General features: G+C 51.1%; 20 protein-coding genes. 8 read left to right on the forward strand and 12 right to left on the reverse strand.

Annotation, left to right across the window (positions count from 1 at the left end):
• Nucleotides 1-16: 16 nt before the first annotated feature.
• Complete coding sequence (locus tag K3T83_RS04450) at nucleotides 17-490, forward strand: hypothetical protein (RefSeq protein WP_220201767.1); 474 nt, start codon at nucleotides 17-19, stop codon at nucleotides 488-490.
• Nucleotides 491-557: 67 nt separating this feature from the next.
• Here K3T83_RS04450 and K3T83_RS04455 read toward each other — a convergent pair whose 3' ends face one another.
• From K3T83_RS04455 to K3T83_RS04490, 8 genes are all read right to left on the reverse strand, one after another.
• Entirely contained in the window at nucleotides 558-1364 is an 807-nt protein-coding gene (locus tag K3T83_RS04455) for a COG4315 family predicted lipoprotein (RefSeq protein WP_220201768.1), read from the reverse strand.
• A 298-nt stretch (nucleotides 1365-1662) separates the two neighbouring features.
• The gene (selD, locus tag K3T83_RS04460; protein WP_220201769.1) at nucleotides 1663-2718 is read right to left on the reverse strand and encodes a selenide, water dikinase SelD; all 1056 of its coding nucleotides are present in this window, start codon (nucleotides 2716-2718) and stop codon (nucleotides 1663-1665) included.
• Nucleotides 2719-2835: 117 nt separating this feature from the next.
• The gene (locus K3T83_RS04465) at nucleotides 2836-3630 is read right to left on the reverse strand and encodes an LLM class F420-dependent oxidoreductase (protein ID WP_220201770.1); all 795 of its coding nucleotides are present in this window, start codon (nucleotides 3628-3630) and stop codon (nucleotides 2836-2838) included.
• Between the two features lie 133 nt (nucleotides 3631-3763).
• Nucleotides 3764-4609: an arsinothricin resistance N-acetyltransferase ArsN1 family A gene (locus tag K3T83_RS04470; protein WP_220201771.1), complete on the reverse strand. Its 846-nt coding sequence runs from the start codon at nucleotides 4607-4609 to the stop codon at nucleotides 3764-3766.
• A gap of 1015 nt (nucleotides 4610-5624) precedes the next feature.
• The gene (locus K3T83_RS04475) at nucleotides 5625-7220 is read right to left on the reverse strand and encodes an extracellular solute-binding protein (protein WP_220201772.1); all 1596 of its coding nucleotides are present in this window, start codon (nucleotides 7218-7220) and stop codon (nucleotides 5625-5627) included.
• 49 nt (nucleotides 7221-7269) lie between these two features.
• Entirely contained in the window at nucleotides 7270-8160 is an 891-nt protein-coding gene (locus K3T83_RS04480; RefSeq protein ID WP_220201773.1) for a carbohydrate ABC transporter permease, read from the reverse strand.
• Nucleotides 8161-8173: 13 nt separating this feature from the next.
• Nucleotides 8174-9136 (reverse strand): ABC transporter permease, encoded by a 963-nt coding sequence (locus K3T83_RS04485; protein WP_220201774.1) that lies wholly within the window; start codon nucleotides 9134-9136, stop codon nucleotides 8174-8176.
• A 134-nt stretch (nucleotides 9137-9270) separates the two neighbouring features.
• Nucleotides 9271-12552, reverse strand: a complete 3282-nt coding sequence (locus K3T83_RS04490) for a glycosyl hydrolase (protein WP_220201775.1) — start codon at nucleotides 12550-12552, stop codon at nucleotides 9271-9273.
• A gap of 678 nt (nucleotides 12553-13230) precedes the next feature.
• Between K3T83_RS04490 and K3T83_RS04495 the strand changes: the two genes are divergently transcribed.
• A complete protein-coding gene (locus K3T83_RS04495) occupies nucleotides 13231-14193 on the forward strand; it encodes a dihydrodipicolinate synthase family protein (protein ID WP_220201776.1) in 963 nt (320 codons plus the stop codon).
• A gap of 48 nt (nucleotides 14194-14241) precedes the next feature.
• On the opposite strand, the gene K3T83_RS04500 is transcribed toward K3T83_RS04495, so the two are convergent.
• Nucleotides 14242-14958 (reverse strand): MgtC/SapB family protein, encoded by a 717-nt coding sequence (locus tag K3T83_RS04500; protein ID WP_220201777.1) that lies wholly within the window; start codon nucleotides 14956-14958, stop codon nucleotides 14242-14244.
• Between the two features lie 48 nt (nucleotides 14959-15006).
• Nucleotides 15007-15918 carry an LLM class flavin-dependent oxidoreductase gene (locus K3T83_RS04505; RefSeq protein WP_220201778.1) on the reverse strand — a complete coding sequence of 304 codons (912 nt, stop codon included), beginning with the start codon at nucleotides 15916-15918 and terminating at the stop codon, nucleotides 15007-15009.
• A gap of 210 nt (nucleotides 15919-16128) precedes the next feature.
• On the opposite strand from K3T83_RS04505, the gene K3T83_RS04510 reads away from it, so the two are divergent.
• From K3T83_RS04510 to K3T83_RS04520, 3 genes are read left to right on the forward strand one after another with little or no spacing between them, the layout of a single operon-like run.
• Nucleotides 16129-16920, forward strand: coding sequence for a sugar phosphate isomerase/epimerase family protein (locus tag K3T83_RS04510; protein WP_220201779.1), 792 nt, complete (start codon nucleotides 16129-16131; stop codon nucleotides 16918-16920).
• A 47-nt stretch (nucleotides 16921-16967) separates the two neighbouring features.
• Nucleotides 16968-18026, forward strand: coding sequence for a Gfo/Idh/MocA family protein (locus tag K3T83_RS04515; protein ID WP_220201780.1), 1059 nt, complete (start codon nucleotides 16968-16970; stop codon nucleotides 18024-18026).
• Complete coding sequence (locus K3T83_RS04520; protein WP_220201781.1) at nucleotides 18023-18853, forward strand: sugar phosphate isomerase/epimerase family protein; 831 nt, start codon at nucleotides 18023-18025, stop codon at nucleotides 18851-18853. Before K3T83_RS04515 ends, K3T83_RS04520 begins: the two co-directional genes overlap by 4 nt.
• A gap of 20 nt (nucleotides 18854-18873) precedes the next feature.
• Here K3T83_RS04520 and K3T83_RS04525 read toward each other — a convergent pair whose 3' ends face one another.
• Both K3T83_RS04525 and K3T83_RS04530 read right to left on the reverse strand, forming a co-directional pair.
• On the reverse strand, nucleotides 18874-20430 hold the full coding sequence (locus K3T83_RS04525; RefSeq protein ID WP_220201782.1) for a sensor histidine kinase: 1557 nt from the start codon (nucleotides 20428-20430) through the stop codon (nucleotides 18874-18876).
• Nucleotides 20414-21088 (reverse strand): response regulator transcription factor, encoded by a 675-nt coding sequence (locus K3T83_RS04530; RefSeq protein ID WP_220201783.1) that lies wholly within the window; start codon nucleotides 21086-21088, stop codon nucleotides 20414-20416. Before K3T83_RS04530 ends, K3T83_RS04525 begins: the two co-directional genes overlap by 17 nt.
• Before the next feature lie 300 nt (nucleotides 21089-21388).
• Here K3T83_RS04530 and K3T83_RS04535 point away from each other — a divergent pair, with 300 nt between their 5' ends.
• The 3 genes from K3T83_RS04535 to K3T83_RS04545 all read left to right on the forward strand — a co-directional run bounded on the left by K3T83_RS04535 (nucleotide 21389) and on the right by K3T83_RS04545 (nucleotide 23927).
• Complete coding sequence (locus tag K3T83_RS04535; protein ID WP_220201784.1) at nucleotides 21389-22300, forward strand: S1C family serine protease; 912 nt, start codon at nucleotides 21389-21391, stop codon at nucleotides 22298-22300.
• A gap of 65 nt (nucleotides 22301-22365) precedes the next feature.
• Nucleotides 22366-23295 carry a S1C family serine protease gene (locus K3T83_RS04540; protein WP_220201785.1) on the forward strand — a complete coding sequence of 310 codons (930 nt, stop codon included), beginning with the start codon at nucleotides 22366-22368 and terminating at the stop codon, nucleotides 23293-23295.
• Nucleotides 23292-23927, forward strand: coding sequence for a response regulator transcription factor (locus K3T83_RS04545; RefSeq protein ID WP_220201786.1), 636 nt, complete (start codon nucleotides 23292-23294; stop codon nucleotides 23925-23927). Before K3T83_RS04540 ends, K3T83_RS04545 begins: the two co-directional genes overlap by 4 nt.
• Nucleotides 23928-23959: the final 32 nt, after the last annotated feature.

The raw sequence follows: 23959 nt of genomic DNA on the forward strand, positions 1-23959 counted from the left end.
GGAAAGGTAGTTGCTTATGCTTGGTCTTGATCCGCGTCTGGTGGCGCTGCTCTGTCTCATCTTTATCGGGATCGGCATTTTTAATATCATCCAGGGACGCAAGCGGCTGCGCAACGAACAGGCACAGGGGCAGCGAAGTGTCTGGTATAAACAGCCGGGAATACTCACAGGTATCGAGTATATCCTGCTTTCCTTTATGTTTCTATTGAATATCGGCATCACATCGCACTGGTTCCCGAGCGATCTCAATCCGATCATCTATCCGCTGTACCTGTTCATTCTGTTCACCTCGGCAATCATGGCAGGCGTGATCATCTACATGTCAATGCAGGTCGCCCGCCGTCGCCGCGCACAGATGGCAAATCAGGAGGCACAACAAACAACTCCCTCTACATACAAAGAGGTCCATTCCGAAGCTACTCTTGAGAAGCGGCGCGAACGACGGAAAAAAGCCGCTGCCGCCAGACGACGACGAGCTGGCAAGGCATAATTGTTCATAACAAAAAGGCGACCAGTTGAGATGGTCGCCTTTTTGTTGGACTGGATGACCCCAGCGCTTACCAGTGCATCTTCTGGGCCTGCACCTGGACCACATACCACACACCGTCCAATCCATGACCGTTCGCTTGCCCGGCGGCATTATCTCCCACATAAGTATAGAGTGGATGATTGTTATACAGCACTTGAGGACCATTAGCCGTCTGCTGTACCGTCACCGTTCCGTTTAGTGTCTGGCTGGTGATAATAGACATGTTATGGTTCAACAATGGCGGCCAGGTGGCTGCACAATTGCCGGTACAGGTTGATGCTGGAGCCGGATCAGACGAGCGATAGTAGAGCGTCATTCCCTGCCCATTGGTCAGTACATTCATTGATGTACCATTGATCGTAACCATTTGCGTCTTGATGTACATCGTGCCACCGTTGGTAGTCGTTGGCGTGACTGCCTGAGCACTATTTTTATTGTTGTAGCTGTTATTGTTGCTATTACTATTCTGGCTACTATTGGTGCTATTATTACTACTCTGGCTGCTCTTTTTTGTATTCACGGCAGGCTTTGGTGTTGGCTGCACCGCGCTTTGGTTGTTGTTTGTCTTATTTTGATCGTCTGCATCATGGCCCTTATCGCCGTTCTGATTGCTCGCTTTCGTTGGAATCGGCGTTGGCGTCACCTGACCGTCCGCTCGCGTATTCTGGTTATCCAGCTGTGAGGTTCCGTTGGTCTGGTTATTCGCTTGCTGCGTACCTGTAGCGGTTGTCGCAGCTGCATTTGGGGTATTGCCAGTGGTGCCACTACAGGCTGTACTCAGTACGACGAGCAGTAGACCGCATATAATGAGGATAGCACTTCTCTTCAAATACATTCCGTGTCTCCATTCCGTGATCTGGTGTTCTCTCTGGAACAGGTGCAACAAATTATTTTGCAGAGCAGGATGGCCTGATATGCTTGTCTTTTCTCTATCCTGCACTCTGTCTTACAGATCGATGTATGACTTTACCTGTTGACACGCTTCAAGGAGCCACTTTCTACAGAGAAGTACTTTTATTTTGTCATAGCAGTACTAATTTCCTGAAGAGAAAAACGATGGAGGATTGCTGAGGACGATGTTGATGGAGCATATTCAACATTCTTTTCTATTGAATATGCTCGGCTTTCGTTCGTTATTGGACAGTCAAAATAACTTGTTGCTGATCATTGACCTTCTCTCCCACCTCTCCAATACGCCAGAACGTCACTTCCTGCTGAGCCTCTAACGTCGACCATAGGGCAGGGTCAATCGCCGCAAACAGTCCACCTGAGGTTTGCGGATCAAAGAGAACTGCCTGATCTAACTCGCTTAAATGACTACCAAGCTGGACACGACCATTGAGAGAGCGTCGATTGCGCCCGGTGCCACCAGGAACACATCCGGCTTCTGCATAGACACGCACGTTCGGCAATAGTGGTAAAGATGCATAATCAAAACGCATAGCCGTTAAGCTTTGCGCCGCCATCTCCCACGCATGTCCCAACAAACTAAATCCTGTGATATCAGTCACCGCATGAACAGCGCTGCCAGCCTGCACAAGCAGCTCGCTGGCTCGCCGATTCAGCGTGGTCATCGAGCGAACAGCCGCCGCCATATCGTCCTCGTGCACCTTGCCCCGCTTCTGCGCAGTGGTCAGCAAACCGGTTCCCAATGGCTTGCTCAATATCAGCACATCGCCCGGCCTGGCACCGCCTTTTGTCAGAATATGATCTGGATGGACAAGGCCGGTCACAGCTAACCCATATTTCGGTTCGCGGTCTGAAATCGAGTGGCCACCTGCAATCACGCTACCAGCCTGCTCTACGATGTTCATACCGCCACGCAGTACTTCGCTGAGGACGCTACTCTCCAGATCTTCCGGCCACGCCACAAGATTAATCGCCATCAAGACCTGCCCACCCATCGCATAGACATCGCTCAGCGCATTGGCGGCGGCAATAGAACCAAAGGTATAGGGATCGTCAACGACGGGCGGAAAAAAATCGGCAGTGCTGATTACCGCTTGCTGATCATTGATCCTGTACACAGCGGCATCATCTATCGCCCCCAGACCGACGAGCAACTGGGACGGTGCCAGACGTTGCCGCAAAGGACGCAGTACCTCAGCTAGCAGATCAGCCCCAATTTTAGCTGCACACCCCGCACAATCTGCGAGCGCAGTGAGACGAGGAGGTTGATTGCTACTCATTCAAAATCCTTTCTCTCACGAGCACATCTTGAACGCTCTACTTACCTCACGCTTACCAGTACGCACAAAATAAACATGGGAAGCCAACGACCGCTGGCTTCCCACACTTATATGCTTTTAACCACGGCGGCTGTCGCGCCAGCTGACCAGTTTCTCCACAGCCTTAAAGTCCCAGGGTGCGCCCATACCCAAAATGAGATGGGTGACTCCAGTCCTGAGAATAGCATCACGAGTCTGATTTGAATCATCGGCGTTCGTGCCAGCAGAGCGCTCGATCTCTTTGGGATCACGCCCTTCCTCTTTGCACCAGCCATCGAGAACTTCCATCTTATGAGCAAGCGTCTCCGCATCGCCGAAACCATGCCACATATCGGCATACTTCGCAGTAAGACGCAATGTTTTCTTTTCGCCGCCACCACCAATCAAGATGGGAATAGGCTTCTGAACAGGTTTCGGCACATCCACTTCCCAACGATGCTTGATAATTGGCAACGCCTCTTCCAGAGCTGCCAGACGCCGACCGGGTGTGCCGAACTCGTAGCCATATTCTTTGTAATCACGCTCAAACCAGCCTGCCCCTATACCGAGAATCACCCTGCCGCCACTGATATGGTCAACTGTCTTCGCCATATCAGAGATCAGGGCCGGATTGCGATAGGTATTGCAGGTGACGAGACACCCTATCCTGGCACGCTTCGTCAGCGTTGCCATCGCAGTCAGCAATGTCCAGCCTTCAAAATGATTGCCCTGGGGGTCACCATACAGCGGGAAGAAATGATCCCAGTTCCAGATGGTGTCAACGCCCAGTTCTTCAGCCGTACGCACCGCCTGTGCGAAGTCTTCGTAGCTGGTGTGCTGTGGGTGCAATTGAACACCCACCCGAATAGGATGTGTAGGAGATGTACAGCCCATGAATTAAATATCCTTTTACCTGAATAAACAAAAATGTGGGCCGACGCAAAGCCCACTTAATATTTTAGTCATATCTTGTGCCTAACTGCAAGTCACTACCTTACATTAGATTAGTGTTTTGTCACGATACTAACTAATGCAGCAACTTCTCCATCAGCACAACATCGACCCACTTATTATCGAGCATGCCCTGCTCATGATAGATCCCAACCATCTGAAATTCATGCCGCTCATATAACCGCATTCCCGGAGCATTGCCTGGAAATGCCGCCAACACCATCTTATGATATCCCAGCAGGCGGGCGCGCTCCTCTAATGCCCCCAACAAAGCATCGCCAATCCCCTGTCCGCGCCGTTCTCGCGCCACATATACGGAGAAATCCACAACATAATCATAGGCAGGTCTGGGATTGAAAGAATTGAGCGAGGCCCAACCCACTACGGCTCCTGATTGATCCAGAGCAACAAGTACCGGATGGCGAGAACTACGCGCAGCCAACCACTCGGCACGCTCCTCCGCCGTGCGCAGTTGAGTCTCTAATGTGGCAGAGCGATCCTCAATCCCTTGATTGTAAATATGCGCAATCGCTGCGGCATCCTCACGTGTGGCGTCTCGAATCTCCATAGTGCGTTCCTTTTGAGCTACCTTTACTAATTCTTTCCATGAGCGAGCTTGCTGTCCCAACCCACTCAAATAAGCGGTAAGAAAGTCTATCGCCGATGGGTCCAGACAATAATAACGATTTGGGTTTGGTCCATCGCTACTGACCTGTACAACACCTGCTTCACGCAACGCCGCCAGATGGTCGAAGAGGCTGGATTGAGCCAGCGGCAACAATTCGGCGAGTTGGCCCGACGTACAATCTTTCCGTTCAGCAAGAACCAAGACTATACGAAAACGTGCAGGATTCGCTAACGCACGCAGCATTTTTAAGACCCTCGCCTCTTGCGCATTCGGTATCAATTCTTCGGTCTTCATAACGTTCCTCTCATCAGCTACTCCGGTTTTTCCCGATTTCGGGATTAACTGTAGCTATTGTAAACGCAAATCTCCAGTGTTGTCAAATGAACCATGCATGAAATGCCTCTCTCTGCACGCATCTGGCATCTATTGGAGAAACTTCTTCCCATCAACTCACCAAATCGTTCACTCCCCTCGTCCTTTTCCAACTCAGCTCCAGCCCAGTTCCAATTCCACCTCATCACTTTTTGAAGTAAAATCGCAGATGAAAAGCCCAGGTCTGTTGTTCTTTCTGCCACCTTTTGCGCGCAGGCAATTGCCGTAGGCTCCAGATCCTGCTGTACAGAGGTATCCACAGATGACCAGACCTTCACCGAGAGGAGGTAGTATCCCTCGTCCGTTCCATCATATTCCTAAGAAGAGGTGAACAGAACGATGAAACTGTGTCCAGAATGCGACGAGTGGCATACCGAAGGCGAGCAGCACTGTGACTTCTACTGGTGCTGTGGTAAGGAGAAGTCGTACGGGCACGCTCCAACCTGCCGAAACGCGTAGTCATCAGCCTTCTTGCTGACCCGTAAAGACGATCTCTGGCGAGTGTGAGAGGGGCCGTACGTCGTAGGACTGCGGCCTCTCTCTACCCGCCTCTTCTTTGGTCTAGTGTGGGTAGAAGGAACGTCATGTCGTAGTGCGATGTTCTTTCCACTTCCCTGCCCAGATGTCGCCAGACTCAGTTATGGTGCCAGTTCCTCAATTTCTCCTCGACTGATCAAACAGAGCGAGGGGGCTTTTGGGGAGTTGGAACAGCCAACTCCTTTGCATGAGAGGAGGTGTGAGTTCTCATGGAAAAGGGCAGCCAGGACGAGGTCGATAAGGATTACGACGCTGCTAAGAAGTCGCTTGACAAGGAGCGCGAGCAGCAGTAAGTAATTGATCAGGTGGGAACGGAGACAGTTTCCGTTCCCACCTGATCGGTCCTCCTCTCACTCCACCCAATCTAGCGACTCTCTCATCTCACTATTACTCTGATGAACTATTTATTCAGCAGCCCCTTTTCCTGGAGCGACTGCTGGGCAGAATTTTCCCAGTCAGATACTCCAAGTCCATCCAACCCCTTAACGAATGTATTCCAGCTGCTATCATTCAAGGGCTTCTGGCCTGTGACAAACTGTATCAGCCCCTCGTCAACATAGCGGTTGACGTCTCCCTGGTTCGCTGCCGTCTTGATGGCAAAATTACTGGTCACATCCAGCGATGGCATTGCCGCGAACGTCTGGTAGACATTGATAGGATCAATCATACGTCCATTTTTGGTCTTGAAGCTCGGATAGCGCACTTTCAACTCAGGGGTCGTGCCATTGAGGACCATGTTGCGAATCTGGATAGATGGCCCAACCTCATGAGCGGTGAAAGGCACAGCCAGACCTTCAGTAGAGATATTCCCCTGCGAATCCAGCTTATAATTGACTCCTTCTTTGCCAAAACCCGCCAGATAGTAGCCTTCCCCTGAATTGAGCCATTCCATCAGCTTAGCAATAGCTGGCCCTTTTCCACCATCCATTGCTTTCTTTGAAACGCCCATGCGAAAACCAAGCTGCGAAAATGTCCCTATATATGCCTTCCCATCCGGTCCCTGCGGAGGATTCAGCGGAACCAGTTGACCGTTGGGATTGTTAGTATCGAAGGGCTGGTAGTTGGCCTGACAGATCGCAGCGCAAAAATCTTCAACAAAGATGCCGTATTTCCCCTGCTTCCAGCGCGCTCGATAATCATCTAATTTGAGCGTCGTCCAGTCCGGGTCAATGACCTTCTCATCCGCCATCTTCTTGATAAACTCAGTCGCCTTCAAATAATTGGGATCGCGCAAATTCAGGCTGATCTTCCCCGGTGTGCTGGTATTCCAGACTCCCGGCAGACCGTACGCTCCGTAGATGAAATCGAACTGACCTCCCAGCGTTGGCGCACTACTCAGCGTATATGCTCCAAAACCGTACGTATCGTTCTTCCTGTTGCCGTCAGGATCGCGAGTCGTGAACGCTTCAGCAACCTTCAACAGATCGTCCAACGTCTTTGGTGGTTGCAATCCCAACTTATCCAGCCAGTCTTTACGAATGAAAAGACCTTGCCGCTTCGTTAAAGGTGTAGCCTCTTGCAACGCGTACAGCGATCCATTAACCGTCATCAACTTATTTAGGGTGGCGTTGCTATAGCGATCCTTCGTTCGCTGTGGCATCATCGGCAACAGCTTATCTACGGGCGATACCAGTCCCAGATCAATCCACTTGAGAAACGTGCTATTGCTACTCGAACTGGTATTGATTTGAAATAAGTCGGGCAGATCGTTGGCAGCTGCCGCCGCATTCAATTTGGCGTCGCCGTCGTCACCGGTAGGAATAAGCGTCACTTTCAGGTTAATATTCAACTTCTGACGCACCACTTTCGTCAACTCCCAATCGGCCGGGGGAGCTGCGACCTCTGGAATAGCAGGGTAGACCCAGACGCTCAGATCTACAGGAGCATTAGGGTTGTTAGATGGAGTACTGCCACCGCAGGCAGCCAACAGTTGGCTAAGAATGAGTACGATCAGGCCCAACAACAAAGGCAAGCCCTTCTGTGTACCAATCTTCATAAGATTTCTCCTCGCAAATATATAGATGAAGCGGATGGTGAAGGAGACCCTACTCCTTCACGCCGCCTATCAATACGCCTTTGGTAAAGTAGCGCTGAATCCAGGGGTAAATGACCAGCATGGGCAACGTCGTGAGGATGACGGCGGCCATCTTGAGCGCATCCTGGGGAGCAGAACTGATCGCATCCTGTCCAACGTAATCGTTCATACTACTTGCAAGCAGGATGTTGCGTAGCAATACTGGCAGCGGCATCAGGTTATTATCACTGAAATACAAAATTGGCAGGAAGAATTCGTTCCAATGACCAACCGCGTAAAACAGCCCGATTGTTAGCAGAATCGGCTTGGAGAGCGGTAAAATAACGTGCCACAACACCTGCAATTCGTTTGCGCCGTCCACAATGGCCGCCTCGCGCAAACTGGCCGGTAAATTCTGGAAAAAGGTTTTCATCACAAACAGATTGTAGACGCTGATTGCGCCTGGGAGGATCACCGCCGGAATGGTATTCAACAGCCCCAGATTTTTTACCATCAGATAGGTCGGAATCAGTCCGGTGTTGAACAAAAAGGTGAACAATATGAGCGAGAGGAAGATATTACGACCGGGCAGATCTTTGAACGTCAGACCATATGCCGTCAGTGTCGTCAAAACCATATTAATGGCAACGCCCGATCCGGTAATCAAAAAGCTGTTGAGCATCGCCCTCACAAAAGAATCCTGGCCGAGCAACTGTTTATAGGCTTCAAACGACCAGTCGGTAGGCGGCAGCCACAAACTAAAACCCTGTAGCTGCGTCGTTTTCAACGGCGTAAACGACACAACCACCACATACCAGAGCGGTATAATCGTGAGTAATAACACTACGATCAGGAACAGATTGACGCCCCAGTCGAAGGTAATATTATCGATGCTCTTGCGCTTCACAATATTGGCTTTCATAACGCCCTCTCCCTTAATATAATCCACTACCTGCGAAACGTTTCGCGACCCTGTTAGCGACGACGACCAGCACCAGACCAATAACTCCTTTGAACAGGCCCACAGCCGTTGCCAGGCCGAACTGGAAATTTAAGATGCCCTGCCGATACACCCAGGTATCGATGACATCGCCAACGCTATACACTGGCAGAGAGTACAGAGCGAAGATTTGTGCAAAACCGGCATCGAGAATATTACCCAACCGTAGCAGCGTCACCAGCACGATTACATCCTTGATATTGGGAATTGACACGTGCCAGATCCGTCGTAAACGCGATGCCCCATCAATGGCTGCCGCCTCATATTGAGCAGGATCAATAGCCAGCAGCGCTGCCAGATAGATAATCGCGCCCCAGCCGGTTTCCTTCCAGACATCTGAGCTGACCACAACGGCACGAAACCAGTTCGGGTTGGTTAAAAAGTCTATCGATTGCGCACCCGTTCGCGTAATCGCCTGATTAATCAAGCCCTGACTTGGAGAGAGCAGACCCAACAGCACACCAAAAACAACAATCCACGAGAGGAAGTGTGGAAGGTACGACACCGTTTGTGTAAACCGGGCCAATCGCACAAAGCGGCTCTCGCTCAATGCAATGGCAAGAATGATGGCCGGTGGAATGCCGAAAATCAGCTTCGCCACACTGATGATCAGCGTATTTGAGAGCAATTGCGTAAAGTAGTAGGATTTGAAAAAAGTATCGAAGTTCTTCAAGCCAATCCAGGGACTTCCTTCAACGCCCAAAACGGGCTGGAAGTCTTTAAAGGCGATTTGCGATAAGTAGAGCGGCCCATAGCGGAACACAGCAAAATAGACCAGACCGGGCAGCAAGATTAAGTATACGAGCCGATAACGCCAGATACGTTTCCACAAGAGCGCGAAGCGGCTCTCTACCTGTTTGCTTCGCGTTTGTGATAGCGGCATTGCTTTTGTACTCATATGCCTCCTTGAGCAACGAGATGTTGCCAGTAGCTCTCTCATACGCTACTTTGTGTTGAGTTGTATCGTGCGCAGATCCCTTGATCCGCCGAGAGGTTTGTTCGTCAATGAACCAAATACGTGTTTGGGTTGAATTATCGCTCGGCCTCTCCATGTATCGGTACAATCTGATGCTGCAACGCATCAAAATATGTACCTTCTAACATGGCATTGAGCGTATTTGTTATGCGAATCTCAACCGTATTGTTTCCTGTACGAAGCATATTTGTATCCCCTTCCCAACGATAAGGGGACCAGCAGCCCACTCCCAACGAGCTACCATTTACCAGCACTTCCATACAATCATGGATCTGGTTATCCCATCCCTGCAACGTCAACGCGAACGTCTTTTCCTGTGGCAATGTTTCAATGAAGATTTCTCTGGTAAAACAGAGGGTTCCTGCGTAGTATGGATATCCCTGGATAACGCCACTGTGAGGCACTTCTGCCTCTGGCGCTTGTACGAGCGTTGCCATTCCCACCGCATCAAGCGAGACCCCAAAGGGACCACTCAAATAGAGCGGATCACGCACGCCATCCTCGCCGCGTTGCACCTCAACAGCCACAACAAGATGATTGATCCCAGACTTGAGGAATTGCTGTATCTCACAGGCCAGTTGCCGATATCCATAGCGCCCATCTGCAACAAAGTTATCAGCCTCTATGTGCTTACCATTCAGGTACAGCATATATATCCCGCCAATCGCATCTTCATCCATCATCAACTTGCAGAGAGCGGGAAGCGTCTCGACGCGAAATGTGGTTTGATACCAGCAACGAAGAGGATAGACCAGAGAACTATCCACAGGTAAACCAAAGGTCTGATGAAATTGGAGGGGGAAGCTCTGCTGCTCAGCGATATCAGTACACTGATTGATAAACGGTTTGGCTTCCACCAGAGGCCATGCTTGTGCGCTTTCCCCATGATGCCATCTCATCTGCATTCCAGTCTGCTCCATATCCAGAGCAACATGAAAGGCTCCAAAGCGCACAACATTCTCTTGCTGAGCAGTGAGCTTCCATGCTTCCTGCACACTCACCGCCAGTTCCCAGGAAATCAGCTGCTCCCCTTCCACTTCCCGCCCAGCCTCACGCGAGGAGAAACGCAACAAATACGATTCATATGGAGCAAACGGTAGAACGACACTCCAACCATCATCACCTTTCTCGACAACCATTGTTGTTGCGTTTCCCGACGCCAGATCGAGTCGCTCTACATGCTGTCTCGCTGGGCATTCTGCCAGATGCAGACGCACCGTTTTGTCCATCCCTTCCTGATGAGTAATGAAGAGCAGCCGCGACTCGTCAGGCAATATTCGCTGCTGCATCAGCAACGAAGCAGTATCACCAACCACTCCCTCTAGAGTCACAACAGGCTGTATGCTCTGTTGTAAGAGTGTCAGCAATGGCTCTATCGCATAAGCATGTTGTGCACCGCCAGGACAGGGGATGAAATAGGACGAGTGAGTTCCTTTGATCCAGGAGCGCTCTTGCCCATCCACATGAAGTTCCTGCCAGTAATCGCTGGATGGGGAAACGGTTAGCCCAAATTCTTCAAGACACTCCGCTGCGATATCCTGGTTGCGATCAATCCGTTCATAGGGCAATAATCCTACGCTGATCACGGTCCCTCCAGCGTGCAGAAAGGCTTTCACCTGCGACCAGGCGGCAGCTTCAAGATTGCTCATTGGCGGCAAGATCAGCACACGATAACACGCCTGCCCAAGCACAAGCTGCCCATCCTCAATCGTCGCTTCCGCCAGTAGTTCCGGGTCCAAATGATCGTAATCAACCTGATGGTGCAGCAATTGTTTACAGAGATACGCCCAATCTTTTTTCAAACGCTCCAATGTCCGCTCTTCGGCGTCGTCGTCGCCACAATACTGGAAGCTATGGAACGGGTTGCCCATATGCGTCCAGAACGTCGTCACCGGATGGACCATCGCAATTTGAATATCCGCCCTTCCCTGGCACATAACGTAACCAAGCCGCGCTGCATAATCGGCCAGCGCGCGGAAATGTTGCCAGTACGGGTTCTGCAAAAATTGTGATGGTGGCGCATCATGTTTGCGCAGGCCGCTGATGGAATAGAAAAAGGCATGAAAAATAAAGAGGTTAATGCCCAGGGCTGCGAGGCGATCCAACATCCATTTTGCATCCTGAAGCGTCATGGACCAGCCAACGCTATGAAAACATTCGATCATCGCGCGCTCGCGCCCGAACTGACGAGCCAGCGAGCTAGCTATTTTCGGATCGGCCCGTAGGCTATACGCGTTGCGATCCAATATCCATTTCAGCGAGCGTCCCAGCTTCTCATGCGCGCTATCACCACCGGGCACGTGACTATAGCGCTGAGTGGTCATACGCATAGAAGGAACTTCAGTAACAAATTGGAGATGTTGCTGCTCACACCAATCGCCCACCGGCTCATAGTAGGCGGCTCCAAGCAGCAAATGCATGCTCTGAAAAAAATCATATCTGATCTGTGCAGTTTGCTCGCCGCGACGGTAGAGCAGGGCCGAAAGGTTCTCAAGCAGATCATAGCCCGTCTGCTCACGAAAAAAGCTCGGGAGACGCGCCGACCAGGGGATGCGACCGATAAAGCCAACCTCATCAGTAAACATCCCTTTGATCGTCTGACCGAAATACTGGCCGAAACGACGCGCGTATTGCTCATGGGTGGTGCGTACAAAGGTCTGCATGGCTTCACGATGACACGGATCTACATAGTGTCCGTAATACTTGAAGTCTTCCAACTCTTTTTCAAGGAAGATGATTATCATCCAACGACCCGCCGGAACATCCCACACAAGCCGCTTCTGGAGTTTGGCCGTGAAAAAGCGCTTATTTGTATATGTGGTCAGCCCGGTCGATTGAAAAACCGACTCGTTCGGCACACTGCCGATGGCTTGCTCAAGATCTATCGCGTCGCTCCAGAGCGCCCTATCCGCCTCATCCAGAGGAACGGCACGCGCTGACAACACTCGCGCCCAGGGGAGATCGTAAGAAAATGTTTGTGGACCCGTGACTATAACCGAATGATGCAATAGCTGGCGATGCCTGGCATCGGGATGCTCAAGCGTAACCTCGCCGCCACTCATACCACTCGGATAGGGGTAATCGTCATAGAGCCAGACCTCCAGGCCATATTTTTGCGCGGTCTCGATGGTGATGGCGACGTAATGAAACCATTCATCAGATAAATATGGGGTTTTGAGTCCCTGACGAGCGCAAAGGAAAAATCCTCCTATCCCCTTTTCCGCCATCTCCTTTATCTGATACACAATCTCTTCTGCATCCATATCGCTGTTCCAGAACCAGAAAGGAAGCAGGCGATATTCTATAGGGGGATCACGAAACAGGCGATAAAAGGACATATCAGCTATCTCCGTTCTCAAAACGCTACATTTAGAAGAGATCGATTGGGCGATACCATGCAGATACCTAGTAAACGAAGATCTGGCGAAAAGGGCAAAATAATGCTCGCTGATCGTCCTCTTCGACACAGATCATACAACTGCAACTCTCTGCGTGTATTATTTCCTCTTGTCAGCTATCTTACCATAGATAGCGAGAAGCATGCAGCAAAATCCTGAAATAAGCATCATTGACCAAGACAAAAACGATTCTTGCACACATCTTTAAAAGAAAACGTTTACATCATGTTGATATTAAGACTACACAGGAAAAGATGATTTGTCAAGAGGTAAAATCGTATGAAATCCTATCATTTTAAATCGAACACAAAACGAAACTGGATATAACTGTAAATAACAACTATATTGCTTCTTCAGCACAATATCTCATGAGTTTTCTTCAATTCCTGATAAGAAATGTTCTGTTACAGCTCCGCAAACGAAAGCAATTGAAAGAAGAGGTTTTCTGTGGCAAATAGCACATAAGTCTTCCTGACCATTGAAAGATTTTGTTGCTCGCCGACACGTTCGCTAACATCACCGCTTGATTCCTTGATTACCACAAGTTATACTACAACTAATTTGTAGGATATCCTACAAGTTAGTTGCTGAGTTCCAGCGGTCTAGAAAGCAAAAATAATGCAAGAACAACAGCTTCTCATGCATCAACGGCTCACCCGCCAGAATTTGCACGGTGTCTGGGCTGCTATTACGACGCCTTTTGACGAAAACAACCGCTTTGATGCAGCAGTATTTCGTGAAAATATACGCAGGCTCCACTCGGCAGGTGTACATGGTATCTATACAACCGATAGCGACGGCGAGTTCTATGCGATTGAGCTGGATGAATTCAAAATGATTGTGGATGTATTTGCTGATGAGGCTCAACGGCTCAACATCCCGACACAGGTAGGTGTTACCTGGTGCAACACTCAGGGAATGCTAGATCGCCTGCATTACGTTGCGGCAGCTGGTATTCTTGGTGCGCACATCGGACATCCTTTCTTTATGCCAATGAATGCCGAGTCCTATCGTGTATTCTGGCAAGATATACAGCGAGCGGTGCCTGAATGGTTTGCACTTATTCATTACAACACGCCTCGCGTCCACAACTACCAATCCGGTTCAGATTACGCAACGCTCCTGCCAAATATTCCGAACCTGATAGGCACGAAACATGTAGGTGCAAATGTTACGGAATTCCTGACATTAATGCACTACGCACCGGAGCTTTGTCACTTCACCGGGGAACATGCAATGACACCATACATGTTCTTTGGTGCTCGTGGCATCTACTCGTGGTTTGCAAACTTTAACGCCCGCTACATGATCGAGTGGTATGAAGATATCCAGCAGGGACGCTGGGAGCAAGCCAGGCACCGGCAGGAACGCATGCACGCCTTCTCACTTCTTAAAGAAGAGTTACTCTGTCAGACTGGCAACTTGCATGGGATTGTGGGAAAAGCGATGGAGGCAGCCTCGCCGTTTCTCGTCAGTTCCAATCGCACACGACGCCCTTATCTCCCCGTACCAGACGAGACGATAAAAAGGTTCCAGGTACTTGTTGAAGAGCGCTTTCCCGACCTATTGTGGCAAGGCTAAGTATTTATGTAAAGCTCTACCTGTTATGGAGGGAGGCCTGGGCTTCCCTCATGTATCCCCTATCTGGCTTCCCTTTATATCAACGTCAACCATCTGTACGCCCGCTTGCGTTCGCAAATCGTCAAGGAGCCGGGGAATAGAGGCTTTATCCTCCACTTTACACATGAATTTAATCGCCTCGATCCCATCCTTCTTGCGCACGGTGACTGATTCCATAGTTGCTTCCTGTCGGGCACAAAGCTCATAGAGCCTCTTCATCAAATGTGTCGCCTCCGTCTCATCGACCTCTATCTCTATATGATGGATCGAAGATGCACGCGTCAGCACAATCAATGGCTCTACATAGCGCAATCCAATCAACACCACCAGAACCAGCACAGTGAGCGCAACGGCTTCCCAGAGCATACCCGCGCCACAGGCCATGCCAATTGCCGCAACTACCCAGATAGCGGCAGCCGTCGTCAGTCCCTTGACTTTCTCCTTGTCCTGAAGGCGAAAAATAGCTCCCGCCCCCAGGAAGCCGATGCCAGCAACCACGTAGGATGCTATACGTGTCGGATCGACCTGCACATGGGTTTCACCAAGTAAGCCGCTAAAACCATATGCGGAGATGATGGTAAACATCGCGCACCCCAGCGACACAAGCGCATTAGTGCGCAAACCTGCCGAATGCTCGTTGCTTTCTCGCTCCAGGCCAACCAGCGCCCCTAACAACAGCGCGACACCAAGCCGCAGCATGATAGTAGAAAACGCAACTGATACCATAACCTTCCCCCGGTGTTAGCAGCCCTACTCTCGCAACGAGCAACACTTTCAGCTTTCAAAAGCTGGTAATACATCATTGATCAGCATTTCAAGTGTTGTCAGATGCGGGAAGCCTCCATTACTAAACATAAAATAATCAACTCCCAGGTCTACAAAAGCACGCATCTGTGCTATGACCTGCTCTGGCGTGCCAACAAACGCTCGATCAGCAGTGAGGTGATCTACATTCAACGCCTGCACAGCTTCCTCAGTTGGCGCACAGAGGCAGCGGCCGAACCAGGTGCGGCGCAGCGTTTTTGGATCTCGCCCTACGTCCTCGCATGCACGTTCACTTTCTTGTACGAATAATTTATAGTTATCGATGCTAACACCAGAAACATTCCACCAGTCTGCATAGCGAGCGATCAGCCGCAAGATGCGGGGCTTCGTTCCCCCAATCACAATCGGCGGCAACGGCTCCGGCTTGGGTTCGCAATACGCGTTGACCACACGATAATATTTTCCTTCAACGGTTGCCTGCTTCTCGCGCCAGAGGGCATTGATAATTTGCAGGCTCTCTTCCAGTTCTCCCAACCGTCTTCCTGCCGTAGGAAAATCATAGCCATACGCCGTATATTCATCTTCCTTCCAACCTGCACCAATGCCCAGAATAAAGCGTCCATTGGTCAAATACTGTAAGGTTGCCGACATCTTGGCAAGCAGCGCCGGGTTGCGAAACGATTGGGCAAGCACGGCATGGCCAAATTTAAATTGAGGATGGAGTGCTGCCTGATAGGTCAACGCAGTCCATCCTTCAAAGAGTGGGTTATCTCCAAATTGAAGATGGTCCGTAAGCCAGACCGAATCAAAATGTCCAGCGGCCATCTCCAGGCTCTTCTCTACAGTAGTCGTGAATTCCTCACGCGATAAGCGTCGATACGGACCATTAGGTATGACCAATCCCAGTTGAATCTGTGCCATGAATACTCCTCATTTGCATAATCTGGGGTCATTATAGCATGCAAGCTGCACTTGACTTGCTCGTCGTGGTTAGCAGCACGCTTCTGCCATGTGGTATGCTGCTTGTAGCACAAGGCAAGCAGCGGCAAGATTGCTCTCCTTGTGCCTCTCTGTTCACAGGAAAGAAGCTTCGAGACTTCTTTCTCTATTTACCAGTGAAGAAGGTAGAAGATGAAATTTGGTATCTGCGCATCGTTTCGCGATATACTGACGCTGGACCACATTGCTTTCGACTATCTAGAAGAGAACGTCCAACGCTTCCTGGTGCCAGAACAACCAGCACCATATTTTGAAGAATTGCTGGCTGAGGCTCGTGCGCTCCCTATTCCCATCGAAACCGCGAATGTGCTGATTCCCTCCAATCTGCCGCTTGTTGCCACTCCCACGCAGCAGGTAGACACAGCGCGATTGGAGCGCTACATCAAGACCGTGCTACAGCGTGCCGAACAGGTCGGTATTCGTGTGATCGTCTTCGGCAGTGGCGGAGCGAGAGCCTGTCCACACGGATACGACCACCAGGACGCGGTACAGCAGATCGGTCAGCATCTGGCAATCTGGAGCGAGTGGGCAGGCAATCATGGGGTGCAATTCGTGCTTGAGCCGCTGCGCTATGAAGAAACGAATATTCTGAATACCGTTGCTGAAAGTGGTGCTCTCGTTGCTTCATTGGGCGAATCAGGGGCCAGACTACTAGTTGACACATATCATATGGCCTGCAATCGAGAAGCCCCTGAGACCATCTCGCCGTACCTCCCACTCATTGCTCACGTCCATGTGGCAGAACAGCAAGATCGCGCTGCCCCAGGACAACATGGGGAAGATTTGCGCCCCTATTTTACTGTATTGCGGCAGGGAGGCTACAGCCAGCGTATCTCTATCGAGTGCAACTGGCACGATTTTCCCGCCGAGGTGAATCAGGCGGTAAGCGTCCTCAAGGAGCAATGGGAAACGGCTATTCAGTGAAGACCGTGAAAAGAAAAGAACCATAGATTGTGGAGGAGATGTACATTATGGTAGAAAAACTGCGCTTCGCTATCGTTGGCTGTGGAGTCATCGGTCCGCTGCACGCCGAAGCCATCACCAGTTTACCCGATGCTGAGCTTGTTGCGGTGGCTGATGTAGATCAGGAAAAAGCGCAGAAGCTGGCGGAAAAATATCACGTCAAAGCGTATAGCAGCTTTCAAGATATGTTTGCTGCGGAAAAGCTCGATGTGATCAATATTTGCACTCCCAGTGGTATGCATGGAGAACATGCCTGTGCAGCGATGCGAGCAGGTTATCATACCATCGTAGAAAAGCCAATGGAGATAACCCGCGAGCGTCTTGATGAAATGCTACAAGTGCAACGGGAGACCGGGCGCAAACTGGCAGTTATCAGCCAGCATCGCTTCGATGAGGGAACAGCAACCGTGCATCGCCTCTTGCAAGAGGGAGAGTTTGGTCGTCTGGTGCTGGGAAATGCGGCCATTCCCTGGTGGCGCTCGCAAAAATACTATGATAGCGGAGCCTGGCGCGGCACCTGGGCGTTGGACGGCGGTGGCGTATTGATGAACCAATCTATTCACTCCATCGACGTTCTCCAGTGGCTTATGGGACCGGTGAAAAGCATCTACGCCTACACCGATACGCTGGTGCATAGCATGGAGACAGAAGATGTTGCCGCCGCCGTTCTGCGCTTTGCCAATGGTGCAGTTGGAACGATTTCGGCAACCACTGGCGCTTACCCTGGTGCGACAACTCGAATCGAGATTTTTGGTGACAAAGGCTCAGCTATCATCGAAAATGATCAACTAGAGTATATCCATCTCGCTCGTGACGATGCAGAAGAAATCGGAGCATATGGAGGAGGAGCAGCAACCAAGAAAGGGGCTGCTGGAAAAGCCGCTGGAGCCGCCGATCCCGCTGCCATTCAGAGCAATACCCACGCAATGCAAATCGCCGATATGATCCGCGCGATTAAAGAAGATGGCACACCGCTCGTCGATGGTTCTGCTGCCCGCCATCCCGTCGAAATCATTCTGGGCATCTACGAATCAGCCCGCACGCAGAAGGAGGTAATTCTCTCATGATCCATCTCTCCGCCTTTGCCGATGAGATCTCTTCTGATCTGGATGAGCAAATTGCGGTATTACAAAGCGAACGCATTCGTTATATAGATCTGCGCTCTGTCTGGGGAGTCAACGTGCTGGACTTGAGTGACCAGCAAGTGATCACCGTCAAACAAAAGCTGGAAGATCAGAACATCAAGGTGGCGGCCGTTGGTTCTCCTATTGGCAAGGTTCCCCTGGATAGCTCTTTTGAAGAGCACCTTCAGCGCTTTGAACGCGCCCTCGTTGTCGCCAAAATGCTGGGAACCTCTTATATTCGTCTCTTCTCCTTCTATCCGCCACAAAATGGAGAGGTTGATTCTGCCTCTTATCGCGAGCAGGTGATACAACATCTACGCGAGATGACGGCACATGCACGAGCAGCTAATCTTGTCCTACTGCATGAGAATGAGAAGGGGATTTACGGAGATACCATTGATCACTGCGTTGATCTCTTGCAAAGCATTAACGATAAGTATTTTCGTGCTGCATTTGATCCCGCAAATTTTCTGCAATGCAATCAAACACCCTATCCTGATGCTTACACAGCATTACAACCCTGGCTGGAATATGTCCACGTGAAGGATGTCCGTTCAGACGGAACGTTAGTGGTCGCAGGAGAGGGCGGGGCTCACTGGCTGGAACTTCTCCAACAATTGCGACAGGATGGGTACGATGGCTTCTTCGCTCTGGAACCGCATCTTGCAGCCGCCGGACAATATCAAGGCTTCAGCGGTCCCGATCTGTTCCGCAGCGCATCGCAGGCTTTGCAGAAGCTCCTCCAACAAATAGGCTGGAAATACGATTAGCCCATCTTATGGATAGCGGATTACTGCTGAGAGCGTGCCAGAGGCAACCAGACGCTAAATGTACTGCCCTCCCCTGGTACGCTCTCAGCAGTAATCCGCCCTCCCAACTGTTCTGCCAGCGTATGAGCAATCGAGAGACCTAATCCCGTACCATGTTGAGAACGAGCACGATCAGCACGATAAAAGCGCTCAAAGATATGAGGGAGATCGCCAGGATCAATGCCAATGCCAGTATCCTGCACGTGAAAGACGCCTTCATTCTGCTTGCGTTCTACCGATACCGTAATCAATCCCACCTCGCCCTTGCCTTGAGTATATTTGATGGCATTATCAAGCAAGATCAACATGATGCGACGTATACTCTCTTCGTCGCCACGCACGCGCACCGGCTCAATATGCCCTACCTCCAATTTCAGTTGCGATTTATCCAGGCTCAAACGTCCGCGTAGTTGTCGTATCAATTGCAACAATGTATGATCCAGTTCAATAATCTCGCCAGCCTTCTTCTCCGGCACCTCTTTGTTCGCATCGACTATAGCAACGGTATCGCTACTCGCATCAGCCCGTGCAAGCAAGAGCAGTTCGTCAACCAGTCGTGCCAGGCGCAAGGTATCTTCATATGCTCCATTCAGCACTGCACGCCGTTCCTCTGTGGGCATATCATCGAGATAACGTTGTAAAAAGGCCAGATTTCCCTGCACACTGGTCAGAGGGGCGCGCAATTCATGGGATGCATCCGCGATGAAGCGCCGCTGGGCCTTTGTCGCGCTTTCCAATGAGTCCAGCATTTCGTTAAACGTATCAATCACCTGTACCATCTCGTCATGCCCACGTGGACGCTGCACCCGCTGGCTGAGGCTCCCAACGTGAGTTCCATGTACCGTCGCCACAATGTTACGCGCGGTCTTCGTAATCCCTGCCAGTGGCCGTAACACGTTGGCGGTAATGGCCCAACCTCCCACAAGTCCTACCACGAACACGACGAGACCAAGCGTAATGATCAACACATGCAGCCCAACAACCGTTTCATCCACCTCTTTGAGCGATTTAGCGACCAGCACAACACCGATAATCGCCTCGCCATGAGGAGAGGAAACAGGCATTACCTCAACTTTGACGCGCTCCCCATCAACTATGCCTACATATTCTCCCGACCGGCCCACTGTCTGCGCCTCCCGAATAACATTGGCGTTTTTTGGAATGGGCGTAAGAGCGCTATCGGATGTGTATCGAAACTTGCCGTTCAGATCTAACACAGCAACGCTGATGCCCGGTTCATTATATGTATCAATCGCTTTGAGCGAAAGAGAAGGCGGCCAGTAAGGTTCCTGGGGAACCAGTTCATGCCTCACATTATTCACTACCACAGCCGCAACCGTATTCATCGCTTGATTCGCATTTGCATATAATGTTTGCGTTGATAGATATAAGACAAGAAACGCAAAAAGGGTTAATAGCACGGCAACCAGACCGCCATACCAGATCATCAATTGGAGCCGTAGCGATCCTGGTTGCTTGCCTTCGGGCTTCGGCGTATGTTCAGATTGTGAAGGCTGCAAATTATTCTTTAAAGACATAGCCAATACCACGAACGGTATGTATCAATCGCTCTTCCCCATCGGCTTCGAGCTTGCTGCGCAGATACCCGATATAGACCTCCAGCACGTTAGAAGAGCCTTCAAAATCTAATCCCCAGACACGATCCATAATGATATCTCGGGTGAGTACCTGGCGCGGTCGCCGTAAGAAGAGGGCCAGCAGCTCATATTCGGTAGGAGAGAGTTCGATCTCGCGCGGCCCCCGATGAGCAATCCTCGTTCCGGTATCCAGCTCAACATCGGCAAAGCGCAAGACTTCGTGGCGCTCCGTCTGGCTTCTTCTGAGCATCGCTTTCACTCGCGCCAGCAATTCTTCCGGCGCAAAAGGTTTGACCAGATAGTCATCGGCACCGACCTCCAGCCCCTTCACACGATCCGCGATAGCATCACGTGCCGTTAACAAGAGGATCGGCACGTTGTCGCCTGCTGCGCGCAGCCGCTGCACTACTTCCAGGCCATCAATGCCAGGAAGCATTATATCCAATATAATCAGGTTCGGGGCACGCTCCAACGTCCGACGCAGCGCATCATCGCCCGTCGCAGCAATCGCCACGCTGTATCCTTCATAGGCAAAAATGCGTCGCAACAAATCCGTAATACGTGGATCGTCATCAACCACTAGCAAATGTGCCTTCATTATAGCTTCCTCCCAAAAACGATCATCCCATCACAGTAGAGGGTCAACCGTTCGCGTCAGCTCACGCGTCATCTTATCTTATATCATAGGATATCATTGCTTCGTAAAGCGAACCTGAAGAAAAGCTGAACTGGAACTGAGAGTTTTCTTTCCAGCCTATAGGTGTTCTGTTCCCTCTCCCCTAGCCATTTTTCCAGGCACTCGCCTACCCGAATGGATGATGTTGAACCATGATGCCATAGCTTATAGTATGGACAAGCTACTTGACTCTCTAGCAACCCTGTAAAGGATACCCACATCATGGAACAGAAGACAGATACAACGCAACTGCTACGAGCGCTTTCTAACCAGATGGCCGATGCCGTTGAACGCATCGGCTCCGCGCTTGTGCTTGTGAACGGACGGCAGCGACAACCCGCCAGCGGCATCATTTACGCCTCTGACCTGGTATTGACAGCCGATCATGTTCTTGAGCGCGAGGAAGACCTCACGATTCAAACGAATGATGGACGCACCCTGCCCGCACAGTTTGTTGGGCGCGATCTCGCAACGGACTTAGCGGTACTACGTGTGGCGGATCTTGGCAATGCTGTTGCAGTTGCCGCAGACGAGCCTGCCAGGGTCGGGCAACTCACGCTGGCAGTCGGGCGAGCGCCCGGAGACGGACCAATGGCAAGTGTTGGCATCATCAGCACCGTTGGTGGTCCACTACGCACAGGGCGCGGCGTTGCTCTTGAGCGTTATATTCGTACCGACGCCATCCCATATCCCGGCTTTTCTGGTGGCCCCCTGATCGATACGCAGGGCGCGGTTATTGGTGTTCTGACCACCGGCCTTGTCAATGGAGTAGCGCTGGCAATTCCATTCGCGATTGCCAAAAATATTGCTGAAACCCTGACGAAACAGGGCTATATCAAACGTGGCTATCTCGGCATCAGCAGCCAACTGGTTCATTTACCCGCAGTTCAACGGGCCGGTCGTTCTCAGGAGGCTGGATTGTTGATCATCAAAGTTGACGAGCATAGCCCTGCTCAGGGTGGTGGCGTCCTGGTTGGCGATATTCTGGTTGGCCTTGATGGTCACGCCATTAGCGATGCAGAAGACCTGCAACTTCTGCTGGCTGGGGATCGGGTTGGCAAAACGATACCAGTCGAGGTTATTCGCGGCAACTCGCTCCAGACGCTTCAGGTCACTATCGGACAACGCAATTAAACAGGTCATGAGAAGAGTTAGATGATGGTCTTCTCTTCTCATTTACTATAGCAGGTGGAAAAACTATGACACAAACAACTGCTTCTTCTACCCATTCGTCGTTCCCACTGTCCGACACATTCTCTACTGCGCTCACTGCAATGTTTGATACGGCGCGACCAGGGATTGTGCAGGTTCAGACGGAGCAACGAGGTGGCGGCACCGGGATTGTCTGGGACACCGATGGACGGATTATTACCAACCATCATGTCGTGCCCAATGATACCGCCAAAATTCAGGTACATTTCGTGGATGGGCGCACCCTGGCCGCAAAAGTCCTCTATCGCAATCCACGCCTGGATCTGGCAATGATTCAGGTGGAGGGCAATAACGTACAGCCTCTCACAGTTGGCGACTCGTCTAAACTGCGCGTTGGCGAACTGGTCTTTGCCATTGGACATCCCTGGGGACAACGCTGGTCGCTCACCGCTGGCATCGTCAGCACCGTTGGCACCGTGCGGCTTGCTCGCAACCTGACAACGCAATACATCAAATCCGATGTGCAACTCGCTCCCGGCAACTCTGGCGGTCCTCTACTCAACGCCGCTGGGGAGGTTGTTGGCGTCAACGCCATGATCTTTGGTGGCGACCTGTCGGTCTCGATTCCGAGCAATGTCGTCAATCAATGGCTGGCCGAGTTGCCCAAACGTCGAGTTGCGCTTGGCGTCGAGATCCAGACCGTCGAACTCCCGCAGGCCACGCTGCAAACGCTACAACCTCAGCGCTCTACAGGCGTCCTGATCGTCAGCACGCGGGCCAGGAAGGAGCATTTGACCGATATTCTGGTTGGTGATATCGTGCTTGATGTGGCGAACATAGCGGTCACAAATACCACAACGCTACGCCAACAACTGACGCAGTACCGAGAGGGAGATACAATACCAATGCGTATTTTACGCGGCGGCAACGTGATAACCCTGGATGTAGGAACACAAATCATGGATCAGGCTGCATGATACGCGCGTTTGTTCTCGCGCCAACTCCCATGATGCAGGCCGGGCTGCACTCATTACTGACGCATCCCGATCTGCAAATTGTGGGAACAGCACAGACACCAGAGGCACTCTCCACCAGCACAGAGAACATCGATGTCGTCATTATGGCCGACGCAGGACAGGTGAGGGATGTTGGACATATGCTGGCCCTCTTCCCGAGGCTTGCCCTGGTTGTCCTCACTGACAACACAACACAGGTTGTATCAACGCTGCAAACGCTAGAGCTTCATGGCTGGGGAACAGTGCCGCTTGATGCACCGGCAGCACAACTACAGGCGGCTGTAGTGAGTGCTGCTCAGGGGCTTGTCGCGCTCCCTCATGCCTTCGCTTCCACGCTCACACCTGAGAGACGCGGAGCGGCGTTCGAGCGAGTGATCTTAGAGGGCACAACGGATGAGTCTTTGACGCCACGTGAACGCGAAGTCCTCGAACTCGTCAGCCAGGGCTTATCGAATAAACTGATTGCTCGCCGATTGCATATCAGCGAACATACCGTCAAATTTCACATCTCATCAATTACTGGCAAATTGGGTGCATCGAGCCGCACTGATGCAGTCAGCCAGGGACTACGCCGGGGATTGATTACCTTGTAACATCCTCAGCGTAGCCACCTCCATTCTCAATC

The sequence above is a fragment of the Reticulibacter mediterranei genome, from assembly GCF_016587455.1.